This is a genomic window from Nostoc sp. NZL (assembly GCF_015714705.1).
GTDB classification, from domain to species: domain Bacteria; phylum Cyanobacteriota; class Cyanobacteriia; order Cyanobacteriales; family Nostocaceae; genus Nostoc; species Nostoc foliaceum_A.
The window spans coordinates 52,705-75,081 of the sequence record NZ_WBKL01000024.1 but is presented as its reverse complement, the minus strand read 5'-3'; the positions used below and the strand labels follow the sequence as shown (position 1 = coordinate 75,081).

Genomic DNA, 22,377 nt, shown 5'->3' with positions numbered 1-22,377 from the left:
ACTTTGTTCTATTGGTTCTGGAGCAGTTGAATCTGCTATTAAACAAATTGGTGCGAGAATTAAAATTTCTGGCGCACAGTGGAATGTTGATAGTGTTAATCACATCCTCTCTATTCGTTGTGCTTATCTCAATGGTTTGTTAACTATTTAAGTCTTTCTGCCAAAAGTGGATGCTCCCTAAAATTCTTTTAGAACCATGCTTTGGTGCAATTACCATTTCGGCATTTTCGACGATTTCTCCTTGTAAGGCGCGAAACAGAGGAATTTCTGTTTTTGATAGGGGTGTTTGACCATCAGGTTGATAGAGATCGAAGTGTCCTGTCCATTGTTCTGGTGGTAATGATTGTACTGGTAAGCCATGAAATTCACGAGTTGCTTTGTTAAATAGAGTCAATTTGCCATTAGCATCACAAACAACAATCCCATCTGTAATATTGTGAATGATCGCATTCAAAAACTCTCGTTCTTTGGCTAGAGATGCTTCGGCCTGTTTGCGTAAGCGAAGCTCCTCGTAGACATCGCTAATATCAATCACCACCCCATCCCATAGGATTGAGCCATCGGCTTGTCGCTCTGGCCGAGCCGCAGATTGAATCCATTTCACGGTTCCTGAAGGCAGGATAATGCGCCATTCTTGCTCAAAGGGTGTCAGATTTTGGGCAGAGTAAGCGATCGCTTGGGTAATAGCTGATTGATCCTCAGGATGATTCATGGCGTAAAGGTTATGCGTTCCTGCCATCACCAACTCTGGCTCTAATCCATACAAATCCAAACAGCCAGAGCTAACGTAGGGTGTTGAAGCTGAACCGTCGACTGCCAGACGGAATTGGTACACCATACCGGGAATATTATTCGCCAAATTTTGGAAGCGAATTTCACTAGCCTGCAATTTTGCTAGAGATTGTGTTAGCTGTTGAGTATAGTTCTGGGAATTTCGATAAAGTCGGGCATTTTCCAGAGAAATTGCAGCTTGGGCGCAAAGTAAGTTCAGCAGTTCGACGCGATCGCTTGTAAATGCTGCGGTTGCCAAATTGTTTTCCAGATACAATATGCCCAGCAACTTACCTTGATGCAAAATCGGGCTGCACAAGATGCTTTTGGGCTGCTGTTGCTGAATATACGGGTCATTGATTAATTGAGGATGCACCGTGGCATCAATAATCACTATTGGTTGTAAGCTGCGTTTGACGGTATTAATTAAGCCAACTGGCACATCCTGAGAGTCTTCAACAGGCTCTGGGTTGAGCAACATTGGATAAAAATCGATGTTGGCAGTCTGGTTCCGTACACTACTCAGGGAAAGCTGTGCTAACGCCTGAATTAGCAAACGATCTGACTCCAAAAGCATGAAAACACACTTATCAGCTCCCGCATTTTCGATGACGATATGCAGCAGTGCTGAAAGCAGTTTTTCGAGTTCGATTTCCCCAGAAATAGTTTGAGAAGCTTTGAGAATGGCAGCTAAATCTAAAGCAAAAGAGGCGCTACCACTGCTGAAAGTGGTAGAACTGGTGGAGCTGATACTCCCCAATGTGAAGATAGTTTCGTTCGTGGACAGGGGAGAACGGGTTTGCTCTAAGATGGGGGCGAGGAGTTTGGGATAGCGTTGTTCCAAGTCCGCAACTTTGGCTTTAGCGCCCCAACGAGCATAGCCGTAGTAGGCTTCGGTCATGTATTCCTGGGCAATGCGCTGTTTACCCCAATCAAGGTAAAACTTAGCTGCCAGTTCATTGGCCAGCGCTTCTTCCTGGATGTAATCGTTTTCTTTGGCTCCAATGATGGCGCGATCGTACAAATCTATTGCCTCGGCTTTGTTACCCAAAGCCCTTTGCCGCTCGGCTTCCACCAAATCAAATTTGTGCCGGAAATTCATCGGCGCATGAGTTGCCCAGTATTTGAGTTTTTCTTGGTTGGCAGCAATACATTCCTTCATTTGCTGCTGTTCTGGAGTTGAAAGTTGCTCAATCCATGCTAATTGAGCTAGAGACTCATAGAAATGAAAAATGGGTACATATAAAAAAGCAAGGACAGCATCCAAATACTGTCTTGCCTGCCTAGCCTCTTCTGTGGCTTGTTGAAACTCTGAAAACAAATAGGACACAACTAGTTTGTTAATCCACAGCAATGCTAATCCGGTGCGATCGCCCGCTGCTTCATGTAATGGAAGTTTATCCTGTTCATTGTAGGCTGTACCGCTCAACACCACGACATTATCTGCATCGCCGATTAAATTGAGCAGAATTTGTCGAATTAACTGAGAATAAGTCAGAGTTAGATTTTGCTTGAGGTGCTTGAGCGCTTCACAATATCCAGCAACTTCCGGCTCCAGTCGCGTTAAATTCTGTCCGGCAAAATAGGAGTAAAAACCGTAGTTATACGCAGAGTAGCCCGCGAAAGCCAAATCGCCCACATCTAAACAACTACAATAGGCCATCTGCAAGGGATGTAATGTCTCACGCAAGTGCATTCTCCAATGCCTTGTGTACAAATAGACTAGTAATAAAGTTTTCCCCTTAAATTCGGAATTTTGATAACGTGATAGCAGGTCGAGGGCTAACTGACCAAATTCGTAACCTAATTCAACGTTTCCGAACACACCACACATCAATATCCCATAAGAGACATAGCTAAAGGTTGAGGTTGACTCATTGCCATACACTACGGACAGATAAACCTTTTTTAAAATCACCAGTAAATACAGCAGTGGCTGAAACAGATAAGCACAGGGTGCTACTGATGTCAAAATTCGAGCCGCCGCCAGGATGTTTGCATCCCTTGGTTCGCCAAGGTTGAGTAACTCGGCAGTTAACCGCTCTCCAATCACATCTGAGACGGTATTAAAGGCCGCTGCCACGTCTTCCTGGGTAGGCGCTATGGGCAGTTCCACTCCCAATTGCTTTAAGATGGCAAGTGCCGCTGCGATCGCATGGGCAAACTGACCTTGGGCAGTGAATGCCTCAATTTTCACCTCATAAACGCTGATTTGATCTAATGGGGTTTTGGCATGGTTGAGGACAAGACAGGCATTAGCTTTCATCTGCTCTAAATCACCACTCAGATAGGCGGCTTCTGTGGCGACTTGATGGAGGGCTAGGGTCAACTCATACTGATGTTGCCAACTATTTTGGGCGAGTAACCCAATGCCTATCTGGGCATATTTGCAGGCAGCATTATAGGCAGTTGCCGCTTTTGCCTTGCGGCTTGCCATCAGGTTAAATTGTGCCAATTCTTGACGTTCTGCGGATTGGGCAATCAATTCAGCCGCAACATTTAGTTGACTGACGATTTCAAAAATGCGTTCTTCCCAGTTGCTTTTGGGGGTGTTACTCAAGAGTAACTGTCCAATTTTCAGGTGAACGGGTTGTTTTTCATCGGCGGGAATTAGGGAGTATGCCGCTTGTTGCACCCGGTCATGTAAAAATTTATATGCAACAATCACCGAATTTTCTTGGGTAACTGGTTGATGTTCTTCCCCAACAAAAAACTTATAAACTTCATTTTGGGGTAGAATCAAACCTTCCTGCAAGGCTTTCCATAAACTTGCAGCTGCTTCGATTTGGGATTGTTCAGAAACGATCGCCAATGTTCCTAAATCAAACTGATTGCCAATACAGGCTGCCAGTTTCAAAATATCTTGAGTGTTGGGTGGTAATTTCTGAAGCTGTTGTGTCATAAATTCCACCACATCATCAGTGAGAGCGATCGCTCTCACTTGCACCACATCACACTGCCAAAAACCTGCTTCCCAATCAAAGGTAATCAGCCCATCCTCATGTAACGCTTTCAGAAACTGAGTCGTGAAAAAGGGATTGCCTTTAGCTTTTTGATAAACCAACTCTGTCAACGGCAATGCTTGTTCAGTTGCACAACTGAGGGAGTCGGCGATTAAATGGTTCACATCTGCTTGACTCAAGGGAACTAGGGTCAGAGTATTTACAGGGGAAGATGCCTTTTCAATTTCATCTAGCGTCAACATGAGTGGATGAGCTGCAAACACCTCGTTATCGCGGTATGCACCAATAATGAATAGATAGCCACAATCACTCTGGGTCATCAACAGCTTCAGCAAATTGAGTGATGCCGAATCTGCCCACTGCAAGTCATCAAGAAAGATTACCAACGGATGCTCTCTTGTTGCGAATACCTGAATAAACTTTTGGAACAGCAAATTGAAACGGTTCTGTGCCGCACCGCCCGATAATTCAGCGATAGTAGGCTGTTTGCCGATCATCTGCTCTAGTTCAGGAATTACCTCGATCAGAACTTGTCCGTTCTCTCCAACTGCCGCTAAAATCTTGCTCTGCCATTGCTCTAATTGGGTATCGCTTTCACTAAGCAACTGTCTCATTAGATCGCGAAAGGCTTGCACAAAGGCAGACAGAGGAATGTTGCGGTTGAATTGGTCATACTTGCCTTTGATGAAGTAGCCGTTCCACCGCACGATCGGCTTATGTACTTCATTAACGACTGCGGTTTTGCCAATGCCAGAAAAACCTGCCACCAGCATCAGTTGGGAGCCACCATTGGCAACATAACCAAATGCCTCCAGTAGAGTCTGCACTTCTGATTCTCGTCCGTAGAGTTTTTCGGGTATGAGAAAGCGATCGCTAATATCGCACTGTCCCAAATCAAACCAGGTATGCTTGCCTGTTTCTTGCCACTGTTCTAGGCAGGTAACTAGGTCATGTTTAAGTCCTAGCGCACCTTGATAACGATCTTCGGCGTTCTTCGCCATCAATTTGCGGACAATCTCACCCAGCATCAAGGGCAAATGGGGGTTGAAATCGCACAGGAAGGGTGGAAGTTTAGCAATGTGGCAATGCACCAACTCCATCGGGTTATGAGACTCAAAGGGCAGTTGTCCACTAAGTAGTTCAAAGAAAGTTACACCTAATGAATAGAAGTCACTGCGGTAGTCAATGCCCCTGTTCATCCGTCCGGTTTGCTCTGGCGACAAATACGCCAGCGTCCCCTCAAGTCCGTTGGGACTTTGGATTTCCTGGGTTTCTCGTGGTAAGAGCGAGGCAATACTGAAGTCAATCAGCTTGATTTGTTTAGTATCTGTATGGATGAGGATATTCGCTGGCTTGATGTCTTTGTGAATGACGCGCTGTTGATGTAAATGGTGTAGTGCGTCTATCAGTTGCAAGGCAATGGGAAGAAATTGCTCTAAGGTCAGTGGTCTTCCTTGAGTAAATTGCCGCAAGGAAATGCCACCAAAGTCTTCCATGACCAGGGCATAGCCATTTTGATAGGCTTCCAGACTGTAGGGTTTGATAATGCCGGGAATATCTAAATTTTTGGCGATCGCATATTGGTTGCGAAACTGTACTAATTCGCTAAAACTGGGGTATTCTCGTTTTAAGAGCTTGATGACAACTGGTTGGCGATCGCGTTCTCGTATTGCCCGATACACTTGGGTGCGAGAACCAGAATAAAGTTGCTCTATAATTTCGTAGCCAGCGATCCTTACAGTTCCATCAATTTTTGCGCTCATAACTTTTTACTAGAATTCCTTGTCTAACGCTAGAATTCCCCAGACAATATCTTCCTTAACTTATATTTTGCACCAGTATCAAAAACCACCAATGTTAAATTAGGGGCTGTATACGCAGCAAAGTTAGTAAATCCAGAGATGCAATGTGTTGATAACCCTGATCTATGACACGCTTGCCTCTAAGAAAACCTGTATTAGCTCCCGGACAAATGTATCTGAGAGTTTCTGGTGTAAAACGTTCTAATAATAACCGAAGACTGTTAATTTGTCGGGGCCAGTGAAAGGTTTTGGCTGTCCGTAATGGTACTGCTTTACCCTGCTGATTAGGAACTAAGTGGCGACCAGAAAACAATATACCTCCAAGTTCACTGTAGTATAGGCAAGATGAGCCGGGAGAATGACCTGGTGTCCAAATCACTTGCGTTGATGCATCAAGTGTAAAATCTTGACTAAAGGTAGTTAGGGTTAAGCCTGGTAATAAATAAGCTTCTTGCTCTTGAATCAAGATTTCGCAGTTAAAGGTTTGCTGAATTTCAGCAGTTTTGCCAATAGCGCCTCGATGGGTGAGAAACAACCAACGCACGCCTCCATGCGTTCCTAAAAAATCTTGATTTGTTTGGTCTAGAGCCGGGCAGTCTATGAGGATATTGCCTTCATTTCTTACAATAAGATAAGAGGTTCCTCCTAATGTGTCCCGATTGGGTGGAAAAGCAAAAATGCTCTCTTGTGCGAAGTCCGATTGCATAGAACCTCCGCTAGGAACTTCGTTAGGGAAGACAGCCCGTGGTGGCTTAGTTGTATGACTTGGCTGTTGAGGTAAAGGGCACATGATCAAAGAACCGAAACTGAGGAGTTGTGGACAATCTGGTTGCAGTGTGGAAATTCTAAAGAATTGAAACTTGAGCGTTAACCAGCACTGTTAACCGTTGTGAAAAAAATTAGGATTTGAGGTCTGCCTTGTAGTTAATGCTATGGTGCTGAGGCTACTGGTGGGGCGTTTTGTCAAAATTACTGAAGATAACATGGCATTTTGGTTTCTGTTTATCATCCTACTGGGGCTAGCTACTTATTTAATGGTGCAGCATAGCGTCGCTCAGATCACCCGGACGCCAGTATGGTTGTTGTGGCTGGTTTTAATGACACCAGCATTTCTGTTGAGTGGATGGACGCTGATGTATGGAGCAAAACAACCTCCGCCGCCAGCGCTGATTATTTGGTCATTATTTGCCTCCACACTTTTGTACTGGATGTTATTTCAATGGGGAAGGCGAGTGCCAAGAGATACACAGACCGAAACCCAAGCCCAAGGCTCAGAATCACAGCCGACTATCCAGCCTCCCGCAGAACCAATAGTGCGTCCCATTGAGCCTACGGAAGAAACTCAACTGCGAAATTGTTTTCCTTGGTCTGTATACTACGTTCAAAATATTGAGTATCGACCACAAGCTGTGATTTGCCGTGGTCAGTTGCGAACTCAAGCCAGCAAAGCTTATCAGCAGATTAAGACTAATATTGAAGCACAATTTGGCGATCGCTTCTTGCTGATCTTTCAAGAAGGTTTAAATGACAAACCTTTCTTTGTGCTGGTTCCCAACGTTCAAGCTGCTAAAGAGAGAAATACACCACGGCGCGACCAAGAACGGTTAACTCGACCAGGATTAGCACTTCTACTACTAGTAGCTACTTTGCTAACTACTACCTTAGTGGGGATAGAAATTGCTGGTGTTGCTCTTCCGCCTCTATGGGAAATTGGCTCTTTGCTGAAAGTTCTATCTAACCCAGATGTCTTATTCAAGGGATTACCCTATGCCTTAGGATTGATGACTATTTTGGGCATTCATGAACTTGGGCATTATTTGACAGCTAAATTTTACAAGATTCGCTCAACGTTGCCTTACTTTATTCCTATCCCTTTCTTCTTGGGAACTTTTGGTGCATTTATTCAAATGCGTAGTCCTATTCCCAACCGCAAAGCTTTATTTGACATTAGTATTGCTGGGCCAATTGCTGGCTTTGTCGTGACTTTGCCATTACTAATATGGGGTTTAGCTCATTCTGATGTGGTTTCCCTCACTGAAAAAACCCGGCTTTTGAATCCTGATGCCCTTAATCCCAAGTATTCCATTTTACTAGCGCTACTCTCGAAGTTAGCCTTGGGTAGTCAGTTGACAGCACAATCAGCCCTTGATTTGCATCCAGTTGCAGTAGCTGGTTTTTTAGGACTAATTGTTACAGCCTTAAATTTAATGCCTGTGGGACAACTGGATGGCGGTCACATTGTCCATGCGATGTTTGGACAACGAACTGCGATTGTAATTGGTCAAATTGCTCGCGTCCTCTTGCTATTACTTTCTTTAGTACGAGAAGAATTTTTGGTGTGGGCGATTATCTTATTATTTATGCCGTTGATTGATGAACCTGCACTGAATGATGTCACTGAATTGGATAACAAACGTGACATTTGGGGATTACTGGCAATGGCTTTGTTGATTGTAATTATTTTGCCATTACCGCAGGCGATCGCTAACTTTTTGCAAATTTAAAAAGTATCAACGCAAAGAGAAATATATCTAAATTTTTTGCTAACTATGGAATTAACTACAGATTGGCATTTTGTGATTGAGATTATAAACAATATTCAACAATAGTTCTTTTTGAAAATGTCTTTTCATCCAGAACTCAGTTGCCAGCCACTAATATTCTCTCATTGCTTCCCTGACAATTCAGGTCATGTGGAAAAGCCAACGAAAACCTAACCTCCTTCCCGACACGGGAAGGGGGAAAATTCAAAATCTCTCTCCTTTTAGGAGAGAGATTTTGACAGAGGTTTTTCAGATACCTTGAAAAATCAGCCTTGCTTCTGGGGGAATATTTTGTTAACCCACTAACTCGATACTGAATTAGCCGCCTCGGAAGTCTTCGCCGCTGGGGGAAAGCCACCCATGCGAATCTCAGAAGTAAAGGAAGTAATACTAAATCCACCAACACTCTTGAGGACATTTACCCGCATTCGCAAATTGGGGCTAGCAAACCACAAGCGCTCCTCTAACCACATGGTTTCATCCTCTATAGTTAGAATTAAGGCACCATCACTGTCAAATTTATAGTGTCCGGCAACTGGGGTTTTATCGGCATCAACTATTTCCCGCAGTAACTTACCTTCAGCTGGATTATCTGCATCAGTTACCGAAACCAACACAGTTGAACCACTGTGTTTTACTTGATCCTTTTCCATTGTGCCGTTCCAGCTAATTTTGGCAGCACAAGAGGCGGAACTAGGATTAACTTTGTACTGTTGACACAGTTTGATCACTTCTGGATCATCTATTGCCAGAGTCTCAATAATGATGTCTGACTTGCTATGTTCAGATTGGTTAAAAGCCAAATGTTGACTAGTACGATGAGAAAACCATTTACCAGCACTTAACTCAAAAAACTCTTCAATATTCATGAATAAAATTACCCTGCATCAAAATGCTAAAATTCCCACTTAATTATTATTAAAAGGTAGCAGGAAACTTTAATCTTAAGCTTGATTGCCTATTTCCTCAAGCTTCTTGAGACCAATCCTGGCTGCCTCAGCAACGTTGAAATGATTGTCTTTTTCCAGATATTTTAAAGCTGAGACACTCTTGGGAGTAGGAAGATTACCCAAAGCTTCTGCTAAACGCTGCCTTACTAACCAATCATCTGATTGGGCGAAGCGCAGAATCTGATCTACAGACTCAATGTCTTGAATTTCTCCCAGTGCAGAGATTGCAGCTTGTTGCAACACTACTTCTTTGCTATCCAATGCCTGAAGTAGAATTTGACGGGCACGGGGGTCTTTAATGTTACCTAGAGAAACGGCTGCACTAAAGCGTACTAGCCAATCAGTATCTTCATAAAATGCCCGTGAAAGCACTTCAAAGGCTCTGGCATCACCCAAATATCCTAAGGCACCAGCAGCATCAGCGCGTATCCCATAATCTGGGTCATTTTCGAGAATTCTGACCAAAATTGAATAACATTCAGCCGTTGGCTTGATTCCAAGAGCAAATATCGCCATCGATCGCAGTTGCAAAGATTCGTCATCCAGTACCTTTTTAATCAAAGGGACTGCATCCTCAGGGGCTACATGACGCAGATTGGCAAGGGCTACCATGCGATCGCGTAAATTCGGACTTTCTAACTGAGTAGAAATTTCTTGTAAGCTTAGAGCTGCCATTTAGTTCAAAGCGTTTTCTTTACTTATCTTAATTTACCCGATCCGTTCATCAGGCTGTTGCCATAGTGAAGTAGGAGTTTGGCGACTTTACAAAATGACTCAATTATGAGTGAAAAATAAACAAATGTTACTTCTTACTAGATTGTGTATTGAATTTAGCAGTCAGATTTAACACTTAGCTGTACCTGAGGTATGAAGAGAATACTTGGGTAGCAGACATAGGTTAGGGGTGTGGCTGTTAAATACAGCGTCAAACATGAAGGAGAATCACAATGGTTCAACTTAGCGAACGTCCCGGTACCAAAAAAATCACAAACTTGCAGGATAAGTTCATCTATGAACTTGGTGGTATGTACGATGCTGAACATCGCTTCTTGGAAGCACAGCAATTAATGTGGCAGTGTAGCCAACATAACCAATTGAAGTCCTTGCTCGAAACCCATATTCGGGAAACCGAGCAGCAAATTAGAAATCTAGAGCAAGTATTCAGCGCCTTGGGACAACAACCACAGCGCGTCACTTGTGATGCAGCGGCTGGTTTGATTAGTGATACTCAAAAATTAACACTACTGTCTGCTGATAATCCTCAAATTGTGGATTTAGGGCTAGCAGGAGGACAGGCCAAGGTCGAACAACTGGAAATTGCCGCCTATCGTGGTTTGATTAAAGGTGCCGAGCAGATGGGACAGAACGAAGTAGTGCAATTGCTACAGCAAAACTTGCAGCAGGAAGAACAGACAGCTCAAAAAATTGAGCAGCATCTGCCACAGTTACTTCAAGAGGCAAAGTCAGCTAAAGGTGCAAGCGTTAATAGGTCTCGTTAATCTTGTATAAACCACTGTTGTACTAAAACAGAAGCGAGGTCACAAGTGCCTCGCTTCTGTTTTAGTTTGTACGATCCCTTTCCTGCGGAACGCTAACGTACTTTCAAAGAAATTTTAAGAATTTATTTGGCAATATCCTGCTTTTTACTGAACCTGACTATTTGTAGAAGTATGGTTCAAACTATATATTTAGACTAGGTTTTAAAACGGAGAGGGGGGGATTCGAACCCCCGTTAAGTTTCCCTAAACAGACTTTCCAGGTCTGCGCCTTAAACCACTCGGCCACCTCTCCAGGTGCCACAGGTTACGATCATACTATAGAATCCCAGAAAATGCAAAGATAAAGAAAGATATTTTAGATTGAATCTGAAAGTCCCAAATCCAAAACGCAAATCCAGATGTCCCGTACATACACAATTAGAGTTCGCGATCGTGCCACTGGCAAAACACACACCCTCCAAGTCCCAGAAGACCGCTACATCCTTCACGCTGGCGAAAAACAAGGAGTAGAACTGCCGTTTTCCTGCCGCAACGGGGCTTGCACCACTTGTGCAGTGAGAGTTTTATCGGGAGAAATTTACCAACCAGAGGCGATCGGATTGTCGCCAGATTTACGTCGGCAAGGTTATGCCTTGTTGTGTGTGAGTTACCCCCGTTCTGACTTGGAGGTGGAGACACAAGACGAAGATGAAGTCTACGAACTCCAGTTTGGCCGCTATTTTGCTAGGGGAAGAGTCAAAGCTGGTTTACCGTTAGATGAGGAATAAACAATTCAAAATCACCGATCGCGCAGCGGCGACCATAGGAGAAGTTCTGATGCTTGTGCGTCTTGGTGACTGGGTGCGAAAAATAGCCATTTTGGCTTGCTTATTGCTCTTGGTGAGTTGCCAAGGTAAAAACCAGCTGCCAAACAATGAGGCTCAAGTGAAAGTAGCGCGGGTAGTTAGTGGGCAAACTTTGGAAGTGTTAGGCATGGCTGAACAACCAAACTTGATTTCTCAAGTGCGGTTAGTTGGGATTGATGCACCAGATTTGCGACAGCGACCTTGGGGGGAAGCAGCAAAAGAACAGTTAGAGAATCTAATTGGTGGTGCAGAACAATCGGTAACGCTGGAGTTTGATTTAGAAGCAAAAGACAAAATTGGGCGAACTCTAGCTTATGTGTGGAAAAATAAGGTGTTGTTGAATGAAGAATTAGTGAAACAAGGGAATGCAATGTTTGTTGGGCGATCGCCTAACCATAAGTATGACCAGCGTTTAGAACGTGCCCAACAATGGGCTAGACTCATGGGCCAAGGAATCTGGAACCCAGAAAAATCCATGCGCCTCACTCCCGCTGAGTTTCGTCGCCAAAATCTGTGAAAATTGGGGATTGGGGACTAGGGATTAGGAACTGGGGAATGGGGAGAAGAAGTAGACAAGGGGACAAGAGGTGAGAACTTGAAACAAGTCTTTCCCCTTGTCCCCAATTCTCCTTGTCCCCAAGTCCTCTTGCCCATGCCCCCTACCCAATCCCCAGTACCCAATTCCCAGTACCCAATTCCCAGTACCCAATAACTAATGAATAATCTACAAATTTTTCTAGATATTGCTACAGAAGCAGCCTTAGCTGCTGGTGCCATTTTGCAAGGTTACTTAGGTAAATTAGAAGACGCAATTATTGAAAAAGGACGACCTGGTGATTTAGTCACCGCTGCTGATAAAGCCTCAGAAGAGTTGATTTTAGAAATTTTGCGCCGCCACTTTCCCCAGCATTCTATCCTCGCTGAAGAATCAGGAAAATTAGGTAATCAAGAGAATGAATACCTTTGGGCAATAGATCCTCTAGATGGTACAACCAACTACGCTCATCAATACCCATTTTTTGCGGTTTCTATTGGACTGTTAATTAATGGCGTTCCGCAACTTGGTGTAATTTATGACCCATTCCACAATGAGCTATTCTGTGCTGCTGCTGGCTTGGGAGCAACGCGTAACCGCCACCCTATCAAGGTTTCGGTAACATCTGAACTAAGTAAAAGTCTACTAGTGACAGGATTCGCCTACGATCGCCGCGAAACCTCTGATAACAACTACGCAGAATTTAGTCACCTCACCCATCTTACCCAAGGAGTTAGACGTAGCGGTTCTGCATCGCTAGATTTGGCATATGTTGCCTGTGGACGTGTCGATGGTTATTGGGAACGAGGGCTTTCTCCTTGGGATATTGCTGCCGGGATAATTTTATTGCAAGAAGCTGGGGGCAAAGTCACCGCCTACGATGGCACTCCTGTCAAAATTGAGTCAGGTAGAATTCTCGCAACAAATGGTTATATTCACGACTCCCTCAGTAGCGAATTGTTACAAGTTCCACCGTTATCAGCATGGGTGTAGCAGATGGGGGCTTTACCCTCGACTTTGGGTAAACTAAAAAAAATCTAACTGCTCCTTTGGTGCAAATCCTCTATATGTCTTTCAAAATAGATCGTGGACTATTTAAATATGATTTCATAGATCATCACGCAATTTTGTGCGTTCCAGTGGATGCGGATGTCAAAGAAATTCGCAAACGTTATCTCAAAATCGCCCGCCGTCTACACCCGGATAGTAGTTTTACTGAAAGTGCTGAACAAAAACAGCTAGGGAACGAATTGTTATCAAAGCTGGTTAACCCAGCTTACGAAAAACTATGTGGCGATCGCACTCGCACGGAATATATTTTAATTTTGTCGCAAATTGGCAAGCGCTTGGTACAAGAATCTACTTCGGTGACTCTCAGCACCGACTTGGCTAGACAGTTAGTTGAGGCACCTAATCTTGATCATTTCTATAAAAGTGCGATCGCTAAAATCGGCGAAACTCAATATGATCCTTTAGAGCAAGCGCTGCAAGTCATTGCCCAAGTTAGTGAATTGAATTTAGTATATTTAATGCGGAGTGCGGGCAAATCATCCGCACCGCCGCCATCTGCTCAACCCAAAGTTAACTCAAGCACACCTCAGCAAAATATACCAAAAAGTACACCACCACCACCAGCGCCACCAAAAGAAGACTCGGTTGTAGAACAGTATGTTCGTCGTGCTCAATCTTTGATTGACAAAAACCAATTTGCCCAAGCCAAAGTAGAGTTGCAGGATGCCCTGAAGCTAGAACCTAAAAATAGTCACTGCCATAGCTTAATTGCAATGGTGTATTTGAAGCAAAATCAGCTAAAAATGGCAAAAATCCACTTCGATAATGCTCTCAAATTAGACCCCAATGACGAAACGGCTCTGCAATGGAAACCGAAAATAGATAGAGCTATAGGACAACAACCTAGTGATCATAAGGTGACTTCATCCGCCAATAATGGAGATAAGCAACCAGATAAATCTGGTAGTGGTGGTTTGTTCGGTGGTTTGTTTGGTGGGAAGAAAAAATAATGGTGTATCAACCAGCAGCAGGAGCCAGGGATTTATTGCCCTTGGATGTGGAGAAAAAACGCTGGATTGAAGATCGGTTACAGCAGGTGTTTGATCGTTGGGGATATCACAGGATTATCACCTCGACTTTAGAACGCATGGATACTCTGATGGCGGGGGAAGCAATCCAGCGCCAGATGGTGATTCAACTACAAAATGGCGAAGATGATGAATTAGGGCTACGTCCAGAATTAACAGCATCTATTGCTCGCACTGTTGTTACTCGAATGGCAAATGCAACTTATCCGCAACGGTTGTACTACAACGCTAATGTGTTTCGCCGCACTTGGGAAAGTAGACACAATCGCCAGCAAGAGTTTTATCAAGCTGGGGTGGAGTTGTTAGGTGCTGGCGGATTGCTGGCGAATGCGGAAGTACTGTTGTTAGTAGCTGATTGTTTGGCAGCACTGGGGTTGCGGGGATGGCATTTAATTTTAGGTGAAGCGGGAATTACCCGATCGCTCCTGAGCGCCTTTCCTGCTAATTTACAGGATCAAGTTCGTAGTGCGATCGCTCATCTTGACCGCATTACTATAGATACTTTACCCCTAAGTGACAAACTACGCGATCGCGCCCGAATCATCATGGATTTGCGCGGCTCCGGTGCAGACGTGTTACAAAAAGTCAGTAGTTTGGATTTAGATCAAGAACAGCGAGAGGCAGTAAATAACCTCAAATCCCTAGTAGAATTACTGGAATCAGAGAAACAATTTCCATTAATCCTCGACCTCAGCCTCATCCAGACCATAGACTATTACACGGGTATCGTCTTTGAAGTTGTAAACGATACCGAATCCCAAGCCAGAGTTTTAGGGCGTGGTGGTCGCTACGACCAGCTTTTGGGGCTATATCATCCCCAAGGAGAAAACATCCCCGGAATTGGTTTTGGCCTCAATATCGAAGATTTATACCAAGTTTTGCTGTGTACTCAGCAATTACCGCAGGTAACCCCAGCTAGTAATTGGTTGGTAGTACCAGAGACAGCTAATGCTAACGCCGCCGCCTTTGCCTACGCGCAAAAACTCAGAGATTCCACTCATTTGGTAAGGGTAGAAATTGATTTGGGGGGAAGGGATGCAGACGCTATTCGCCAATATGCACGCGATCGCAGCATAGCCCAAATTGCTTGGATCAAAGCTGATAGCTCACCAAAAATAGAACCATTGCGTTAAGTGAGTTGGGCATTGGCATTGGGTATGGGGCATTGAAAAGAGGTAGAGGGGCACAAAGCTTGGAGCAGAGGAGAAAGAGAAAGAGGTAATTTTTTATTCTCCCCCTTGCCCCCTTGCCCCCTGCTCACCTGCTTCTCCCTCATGTCCACACTCCCCACTCCCCCTGCTAGGCTAGAAATAGCCGATACAGAAGAGAGGGAATCGAGAACATGCCGCACACAATTGTTACAGAAGTCTGTGAAGGCGTCGCTGACTGCGTAGATGCCTGTCCCGTAGCTTGTATTCATGATGGCCCAGGCAAAAATGCCAAGGGAACCGATTGGTACTGGATTGACTTTGCCACTTGCATCGACTGTGGTATATGTCTCCAAGTTTGCCCAGTAGAAGGGGCAATTCTTGCAGAAGAACGACCGGAGTTGCAAAAAACTCCGTAATAGTCCATAGTCAACAGTCAATAGTTATTTTTGACTTGACTGTTGACCAATGACAAATGACAAATGACACATGACAAATGACTATTTACTAGATGTCCAAAATGTCCACGCTGGATATATCAAAGATGTAGATATCCTGCAAGGTGTGAATTTCCGGGTTGCACCAGGGGAATTGGTAACTGTGATTGGCCCCAACGGTGCTGGTAAATCTACTTTAGCAAAAGCAATTTTTGGGCTTTTGATCCCCCACACAGGCACAATTACCTTCAAAGGTGAAAATATCGTGGGGCTAAAGTCCAATGAAATTGTCCAACGAGGAATGTGCTACGTACCGCAAATCGCCAATGTTTTCCCCTCTCTCAGTGTTGAAGAGAACTTGGAGATGGGTGCTTTTGTGCTTAACGTTCCGTTGAAACCAATTAAAGATAAAATATTTACCATGTTCCCAAGACTAAGCGATCGCCGTCGTCAACGCGCTGGTACTCTTTCTGGAGGAGAACGCCAGATGTTAGCGATGGGTAAAGCTTTGATGTTGGAACCTAGTTTGCTGATTTTGGATGAACCATCTGCTGCTTTATCCCCGATCTTAGTGACACAAGTGTTTGAGCAGATTAAACAAATTAATCAGGCGGGTACTGCGATCGTATTAGTGGAACAAAATGCCCGTAAGGCTTTAGAAATGGCTAATCGCGGCTATGTTCTGGAGTCGGGACGCGATGCGATCTCTGGCCCTGGTGAAGAATTGTTGAATGACCCGAAAGTGGGTGAGCTATATCTTGGAGCAGGTAAAAGACATTAACCCTTTTTAATCACTCTTGCCCCATTCAACATAACACCAGCTTAATATGGGGGCTTCACCAGGCGATAGCGATGCCTACTGTGGGCTGCGCCTACGCTATCTATAACTAATACAAAAGCCATAATACTACCTGCCACTGCCGCGACCGTCGTTTTCGATGCTCAAAGAATTCTCCCCAATAATCCTTGCGTTTCTAATCACATCTACAGCGAGTAGAAAGGTAAAACAGGACATTCATTCAGAAAAAAGTGATTAAAACGCAAATTAACCGGATTTGCCAGAACCCTGAATGAATAGGAATGCATACTAAACTTCCTATATATAAAGCTCTGCATCACTTTTTGATGTACTGCTAAGTAACAACAACTCCTGCAAAGTCGCTCCAGAGGAAATCTGGGGCGTTTTTGCATAGTATAAAAACGCCTATGTTTGTCCCAATCAAAATTGATTGAGTGCTTTTGGCAATTTGGCATCCAAAATTTTTCTGTTCCAGTTTTAATTGAGATATCAGCAGGGTTACTGGGACATTGAGAAAATTCTACAAGGGATCGATTCCCGTCTCAAAAATCCCACCCAATGGCCAGTTGTTGATGCCCGCTCTGTGAACTACCCTAAAAGGGTGGATGCAGTCAACAAGCAGAGCGAACGTCACCGCTTCACCACAACTGGCTAGAAATCAAACAGAAAACACATAGTTAGCCAAAGCGATCGCCACTATTTATTTAACCTGTAGCTGGCTTAGTTTATTATTTGCCGAAAGTAGTAACTCTTGAGCTTTCAGATAGGCTGTTGTGCCATTTTGCACTTTTTCTAATTGATTAATAATACTTTGCAATTGGCTCAACACCCGATTGCTTTTCATATCATGAGGATCAGCAGGAATTGAAGCCAATAAACTTTCGATTTTTCGTTGCGCTGTCTGCAAAGCCTCCACAGCATCCGCTTCAGCTTGCCGTCTTACCTTAACTTGACCTAAATTCGCCTCATAAATTGCTAATAACTTTTGTGCTTCAGTATAACCAGCCACGTCTTTTGAAGGAATATATTTGAGCCGCTCAATTGCCTCTATCCACAAATTTTCTATCTGTCGCCATTCAGTTACAGTGTGCGGCGGATTTTGACCAGCTTTGGCAGCTTGCCAGGAAAATTGCCGCGCTGCGGTGATTAAGGCACTGATGCGATCGTTCCCAGCAGCCAATCCAACAACTTCCTGAAACTCACGTTTATAATTATCTAGTTGATTTTGTACAGTTTTTCCTGCCAGGGTTTGACCAGGAATCTGCTCGAATTGATTAAGCGCCGTTTGCCAAGCTGCTGTTGCAGTCTGTTTATCAGTTACTGTTGTAGCTCGTTCATATTGCTGTTTTGCATTTAAAAAGGTCTGCATATTATCGGTAAGCAAAGACTGAGCATTCTTTTCCTGAAAAACCTGAGCTTCTAGCTGCCCAACTTTAGTCCGAAATGCATTAAAACCGTAGATGCTAAAGCGCGAGTCATACCACCAATATCTGTATTGTGACCAATCGTTAACAAAGGAAGTTGGTAACTGATCTAGATGTTGTTGTGTTTCTTGTAGCTTCTGTTCTCCCAAAGCCAAATCAGCGGGACTAGTAGCTTTTTCAATCAACTGTTCAGCTTGCTCGACTGATACCAACGCCTGCCGATAGTGATTATCCATGCTGATGTAGCTGGGTAGCAACAAAAAAGGTGCATGGAGCATTACCGGACGGCGAATCACCGGATAAGGCTGGTTTGCAACCCAAATTACACCAACGGGAATGCCTATAAGTATTACTATCCAAATAAGTCTACTACCTGTACCCCACTTGGCTTTGCTATGCAGTTGCTGAGGGGATGTTTTGAGAACCCGCCTTTGTAACTCGATTTCATGCTCTAATTCAGCCAGGTTTTTGGGGGTTGATGGTGTTGCAGGTTTCTTCTGCACCACAGGTTGAAGGCTTGGAACAGACGGATCTATGCCAGAGCTATTTGGAGTATTTTTACGTAAGAAATTCCAGTTCATTTTGTTTAAAAAAGTCATATCTATAGCCAGTACTGAGTTAAGTATTCCCAAAAAACACAGTAAATACAAACAATAGATTTTTTTAGCTTTTGACACAAACTCTACTCTTTCGTAACCAGAATATTATGTATTGAAAAAGCTTCTTGGTTATGGCTAACCCTGGCTTTAAATTTTACAAATGACATCGAATTTACTTGAGGTACAGAATAGAGAATCTTTACAGATATAAGTTATAAATTATGATGAGAAGTGAAGATTAAATGACTCTTAAACCGTGTAATAAAATACTCTTGCATATTGCTCAAATCTGATATCTTCCTAAGAACAGCTTTGTTGTTGTTAGGTAGATTGATGAGCCGAATTAACGGATTTGTAGGGCGACGTGATTTCTTAAAATTTGCCAGTGTGGTAGGTATTGCGGCTACTGCTTTTGGTGATAGCTTTTGGAATCCAGAGCAAACTGCTGTTGCTGACATTCACCCAGTTAACCCTAATCCAATCAGTCCAAATGAAGCCGTCAGACGCTTGCTGGATGGTAATCAAAGATTTATCCATCAAAAACGCAAATATCCAGATCAATCATTAGAACGTCTACGATTAGTTGCTAAAGCTCAGTATCCCTTTGCCGCCATATTGGGCTGTGCAGATTCTAGAGTACCTGCGGAAATCGTCTTTGATCAAGGACTTGGAGATTTATTTGTCGTGCGAGTTGCTGGTAATGTCGTCAGTGATACGGTTATAGGTAGCCTCGAATATTCTACAGCAGTGTTGGGTTCGCAGTTGATTATGGTTTTGGGTCATAGAAGATGCGGTGCAGTCGCAGAAGCAATCAAAAACGAACCACTTCCTGGCAGAATTGGTTTGATTATTGAGGGCATCAAACCATCTGTAGAAAGGGTAAAATTAAGAACGGGTGATAATATGCAGAATGCAGTTATTGCCAATATTCAATATCAAGCTGAAAAATTGCAGGAAAGTTCAACAATTTTAGCTAAATTACTCCGTGAAGGTAAACTAAAAATTGTTGGTGCTTGTTACGATATTGATACTGGTAAAGTCAACATTATTACTTAAAAATCTCACACCTTTTAGGCGTAGGATTATTGTTTTAATGATGTTGCAAAAAAATATTAGTGATAAAATATTTTTTATTGATCATCTTGAAAATTAATCAAATTCATTGCTCAACTTCAAAAAATATTCCTTATACTATTTAACAAAATAACTGTTACATATACATTGTTAGGGGTGGCGATGCCTGTATTGGTCTACGCTAACGCTAACTTACAAAAATTTCGAAAAACTTGAAAGCAAGGCACAGTCCAAGCTTCTAACAAATAAACCCAGCAGGGGCCATATAACAAGGCCTCCTGCCAGGAAGGTATAGTATATTTTGGCCATGTTTGATTAGGTTAGCGCTTATTTATAAAAAATAATTGCGTATCCCTAGATACAATAACTAAATGCTTTGGAAAACACAGTTAAGAAAAGTTACTAAACAGGTTAATTTCCAATTAAAACTAACAATTTTCCGAATGGAGAGATAAGGGATAAGTAGGGAAGCAGGGACAAGAGAGAATTATTGAACAAGTTTTTTCTTTGTCTTGCTTGTCTCTTTGCAATGCCCAGTGCCCTGTTTGGCCAATACCCAATGCCCCATAATATAAGAAAGCGCTTCACACTTCTTAAATAATCAGCTTTATTAGAACAATGGCGAGAGACTTGCGGGGATTCATTAAAATTTTGGAAGACAAAGGACAATTACGGCGAATTTCAGCCTTAGTTGACCCAGATTTAGAAATTGCTGAGATTTCCAACCGGATGCTGCAAAAAGGTGGGCCAGGGTTGTTGTTTGAAAACGTCAAAGGCGCTTCCTTCCCGGTGGCGGTGAATTTGATGGGAACTGTGGAAAGGATTTGCTGGGCGATGAATATGCAGCATCCAGAAGAGTTAGAAACTCTGGGGAAAAAATTGAGTATGCTGCAACAGCCAAAACCGCCGAAGAAGATTTCCCAGGCGATAGATTTTGGGAAAGTGCTGTTTGATGTGGTGAAGGCGAAACCAGGGCGTGACTTTTTTCCTGCTTGTCAGCAAGTTGTGCTGCAAGGCAATGATTTAGATTTACATAAGTTGCCCTTGATACGTCCTTATACTGGTGATGCTGGCAAGATTATCACGCTGGGACTGGTAATTACCAAAGATTGTGAGACGGGTACACCAAATGTAGGCGTGTATCGTTTGCAACTGCAATCTAAGAATACGATGACGGTTCACTGGTTATCGGTGCGGGGTGGGGCGAGGCATTTGCGAAAAGCGGCCGAATGTGGGAAAAAATTAGAAGTTGCGATCGCACTTGGTGTAGATCCTCTAATTATCATGGCAGCTGCCACACCTATACCTGTAGATTTATCAGAATGGCTGTTTGCTGGACTGTACGGCGGTTCTGGTGTGCAGTTGGCAAAGTGTAAAACTGTAGATTTGGAAGTTCCCGCAGATTCAGAATTTGTTTTGGAAGGAACGATTACACCAGGAGAAGTTTTACCAGATGGGCCTTTTGGCGACCATATGGGTTATTACGGCGGTGTGGAAGATTCGCCGTTGGTACGCTTTGAGTGTATAACGCACCGGAAAAATCCGATTTACTTAACAACATTTAGCGGTCGTCCACCTAAAGAAGAAGCGATGATGGCGATCGCACTAAATCGCATTTATACGCCCATACTGCGGCAACAAGTATCAGAAATTGTCGATTTCTTCTTACCAATGGAAGCTTTGAGTTACAAAGCGGCGATTATTTCCATTGATAAAGCATATCCTGGACAAGCGCGACGGGCGGCTTTAGCGTTTTGGAGTGCTTTACCACAATTTACGTACACTAAATTTGTAATTGTTGTGGATAAAGACATAAATATTCGCGATCCGCGTCAAGTGGTCTGGGCGATTAGTTCCAAAGTTGATCCAGTGCGAGATGTATTTATTCTGCCGAATACACCTTTTGATACGTTGGATTTTGCCAGTGAGAAAATTGGCTTAGGTGGACGCATGGGAATTGATGCGACTACTAAAATTCCGCCGGAAACAGACCATGAATGGGGTTCGCCTTTGGAGTCTGACCCAGATGTGGCGGCGATGGTAGAAAGACGATGGGCGGAGTATGGTTTAGCAGAGTTGCAGTTAGGAGAAGTAGACCCAAATTTGTTTGGCTATGATATGAGGTAATACCATTTCACGAAATACTTGATAAAGATACATAGGTAGGGGCGTACAGCTAGCTGTACGCCCCTACATCTGATGCCATAAAATTGAAGAAATCATAACAAAAAAAGTGAAAAGTCCAGCATCAAAGTTAGTCATAGGATTGGCATTCAGTTGTATTAGTGCGATTTTCAATACTGGTATAGTTGATCAAATAGCTTTAGCTAAATCAACTAATCCAGAAAAGTGCGATATTCTTGCCTACGTCATTGATACAGATCCGCAAGGTTTAAATGTGCGGAGTAATGCAAGTACCAAAAGCACAATTTTGGGGCAAATACCCATCAACGAAACAGTTCAGGTTGTTGCTGCTGCTGGAAATTGGGTGCAGATTACTAATGCTAGTGATGGTTTTGAAGGAACTGGGTGGGTATTCGTGCCAAAGATAGGCTTAACAACGCAAGGCTACGGTACTAATGGCGTGGATTTATATGCTAATACCAGTGAACAAAGCCAAAAAGTGGGAAGAATTCCTGCTAATACGGCTGTCAAATTGTTAGGCTGTCAGGGAGATTGGGCGCAGGTGGAATATCAAGGTGTTAAGGGGTGGTTGGCAAGGGAAGATCAATGTGGTGCAGCCCTTACTAGTTGTTCTTAAAATTTCATATCTAAACACGAATCAAGGAAGGGGTATTAAGCAGCAGCCCAATGAAGTGCATTTCCAGCCTCAGGCTGGAAACGAGGTTTTAAAGGAGTTTTAGCTTAAGTTCGCACCAATGGACAATG

At 43.4% G+C, this 22,377-nt stretch carries 17 protein-coding genes, 1 tRNA gene and 1 pseudogene; 13 read left to right on the top strand and 6 right to left on the bottom strand.

The window, feature by feature from the left end; genetic code table 11:
• Positions 1 to 151 (top strand): annotated as a pseudogene (locus tag F8R90_RS03015) (ISKra4 family transposase); the annotation flags it as partial.
• Here the strand turns inward: F8R90_RS03015 and F8R90_RS03010 are convergent.
• Positions 140 to 5,497 (bottom strand): AAA family ATPase, encoded by a 5,358-nt coding sequence (locus F8R90_RS03010; RefSeq protein ID WP_230966062.1) that lies wholly within the window; start codon positions 5,495 to 5,497, stop codon positions 140 to 142. The pseudogene F8R90_RS03015 and the gene F8R90_RS03010 overlap by 12 nt on opposite strands.
• 94 nt (positions 5,498 to 5,591) lie before the next feature.
• Entirely contained in the window at positions 5,592 to 6,326 is a 735-nt protein-coding gene (locus tag F8R90_RS03005) for an MBL fold metallo-hydrolase (RefSeq protein ID WP_196509491.1), read from the bottom strand.
• Positions 6,327 to 6,519: 193 nt separating this feature from the next.
• Between F8R90_RS03005 and F8R90_RS03000 the strand changes: the two genes are divergently transcribed.
• Positions 6,520 to 8,040, top strand: coding sequence for a site-2 protease family protein (locus tag F8R90_RS03000; RefSeq protein ID WP_196509495.1), 1,521 nt, complete (start codon positions 6,520 to 6,522; stop codon positions 8,038 to 8,040).
• 341 nt (positions 8,041 to 8,381) lie between these two features.
• Here the strand turns inward: F8R90_RS03000 and F8R90_RS02995 are convergent, their stop codons facing one another.
• Both F8R90_RS02995 and F8R90_RS02990 read right to left on the bottom strand, forming a co-directional pair.
• Positions 8,382 to 8,948, bottom strand: coding sequence for a phycobiliprotein lyase (locus tag F8R90_RS02995; RefSeq protein ID WP_196509490.1), 567 nt, complete (start codon positions 8,946 to 8,948; stop codon positions 8,382 to 8,384).
• Positions 8,949 to 9,023: 75 nt separating this feature from the next.
• Positions 9,024 to 9,704: a HEAT repeat domain-containing protein gene (locus F8R90_RS02990; RefSeq protein WP_190896698.1), complete on the bottom strand. Its 681-nt coding sequence runs from the start codon at positions 9,702 to 9,704 to the stop codon at positions 9,024 to 9,026.
• A 272-nt stretch (positions 9,705 to 9,976) separates the two neighbouring features.
• On the opposite strand from F8R90_RS02990, the gene F8R90_RS02985 reads away from it, so the two are divergent.
• On the top strand, positions 9,977 to 10,528 hold the full coding sequence (locus tag F8R90_RS02985) for a YciE/YciF ferroxidase family protein (RefSeq protein WP_196509489.1): 552 nt from the start codon (positions 9,977 to 9,979) through the stop codon (positions 10,526 to 10,528).
• 207 nt (positions 10,529 to 10,735) lie between these two features.
• Here F8R90_RS02985 and F8R90_RS02980 read toward each other — a convergent pair.
• Positions 10,736 to 10,820: transfer RNA gene (locus tag F8R90_RS02980), tRNA-Ser, on the bottom strand.
• A 106-nt stretch (positions 10,821 to 10,926) separates the two neighbouring features.
• Between F8R90_RS02980 and F8R90_RS02975 the strand changes: the two genes are divergently transcribed.
• The 7 genes from F8R90_RS02975 (at position 10,927) to F8R90_RS02945 (ending at position 16,373) form a co-directional block, all read left to right on the top strand.
• On the top strand, positions 10,927 to 11,295 hold the full coding sequence (locus F8R90_RS02975) for a 2Fe-2S iron-sulfur cluster-binding protein (RefSeq protein WP_196509488.1): 369 nt from the start codon (positions 10,927 to 10,929) through the stop codon (positions 11,293 to 11,295).
• Between the two features lie 49 nt (positions 11,296 to 11,344).
• Positions 11,345 to 11,890 carry a thermonuclease family protein gene (locus F8R90_RS02970; RefSeq protein ID WP_196509494.1) on the top strand — a complete coding sequence of 182 codons (546 nt, stop codon included), beginning with the start codon at positions 11,345 to 11,347 and terminating at the stop codon, positions 11,888 to 11,890.
• Between the two features lie 198 nt (positions 11,891 to 12,088).
• Positions 12,089 to 12,901 (top strand): inositol monophosphatase family protein, encoded by an 813-nt coding sequence (locus F8R90_RS02965; protein ID WP_196509487.1) that lies wholly within the window; start codon positions 12,089 to 12,091, stop codon positions 12,899 to 12,901.
• Positions 12,902 to 12,975: 74 nt separating this feature from the next.
• Complete coding sequence (locus tag F8R90_RS02960) at positions 12,976 to 13,929, top strand: J domain-containing protein (RefSeq protein WP_196509486.1); 954 nt, start codon at positions 12,976 to 12,978, stop codon at positions 13,927 to 13,929.
• On the top strand, positions 13,929 to 15,140 hold the full coding sequence (locus F8R90_RS02955) for an ATP phosphoribosyltransferase regulatory subunit (RefSeq protein WP_196509485.1): 1,212 nt from the start codon (positions 13,929 to 13,931) through the stop codon (positions 15,138 to 15,140). The genes F8R90_RS02960 and F8R90_RS02955 overlap by 1 nt, the downstream gene beginning before the upstream one ends.
• A gap of 209 nt (positions 15,141 to 15,349) precedes the next feature.
• On the top strand, positions 15,350 to 15,574 hold the full coding sequence (locus F8R90_RS02950; protein WP_012407913.1) for an indolepyruvate ferredoxin oxidoreductase subunit alpha: 225 nt from the start codon (positions 15,350 to 15,352) through the stop codon (positions 15,572 to 15,574).
• 70 nt (positions 15,575 to 15,644) lie between these two features.
• Positions 15,645 to 16,373: an ABC transporter ATP-binding protein gene (locus tag F8R90_RS02945; protein ID WP_196509484.1), complete on the top strand. Its 729-nt coding sequence runs from the start codon at positions 15,645 to 15,647 to the stop codon at positions 16,371 to 16,373.
• A gap of 718 nt (positions 16,374 to 17,091) precedes the next feature.
• Here F8R90_RS02945 and F8R90_RS02940 read toward each other — a convergent pair.
• Positions 17,092 to 18,414 (bottom strand): hypothetical protein, encoded by a 1,323-nt coding sequence (locus F8R90_RS02940; RefSeq protein ID WP_196509483.1) that lies wholly within the window; start codon positions 18,412 to 18,414, stop codon positions 17,092 to 17,094.
• Positions 18,415 to 18,747: 333 nt separating this feature from the next.
• Between F8R90_RS02940 and F8R90_RS02935 the strand changes: the two genes are divergently transcribed.
• The 3 genes from F8R90_RS02935 to F8R90_RS02925 all read left to right on the top strand — a co-directional run bounded on the left by F8R90_RS02935 (position 18,748) and on the right by F8R90_RS02925 (position 22,249).
• Positions 18,748 to 19,470 (top strand): carbonic anhydrase, encoded by a 723-nt coding sequence (locus F8R90_RS02935; protein WP_196509482.1) that lies wholly within the window; start codon positions 18,748 to 18,750, stop codon positions 19,468 to 19,470.
• Between the two features lie 636 nt (positions 19,471 to 20,106).
• Positions 20,107 to 21,615: a UbiD family decarboxylase gene (locus F8R90_RS02930; RefSeq protein WP_196509481.1), complete on the top strand. Its 1,509-nt coding sequence runs from the start codon at positions 20,107 to 20,109 to the stop codon at positions 21,613 to 21,615.
• 106 nt (positions 21,616 to 21,721) lie between these two features.
• Positions 21,722 to 22,249 carry an SH3 domain-containing protein gene (locus F8R90_RS02925; RefSeq protein ID WP_196509480.1) on the top strand — a complete coding sequence of 176 codons (528 nt, stop codon included), beginning with the start codon at positions 21,722 to 21,724 and terminating at the stop codon, positions 22,247 to 22,249.
• Positions 22,250 to 22,377 lie beyond the last annotated feature (128 nt).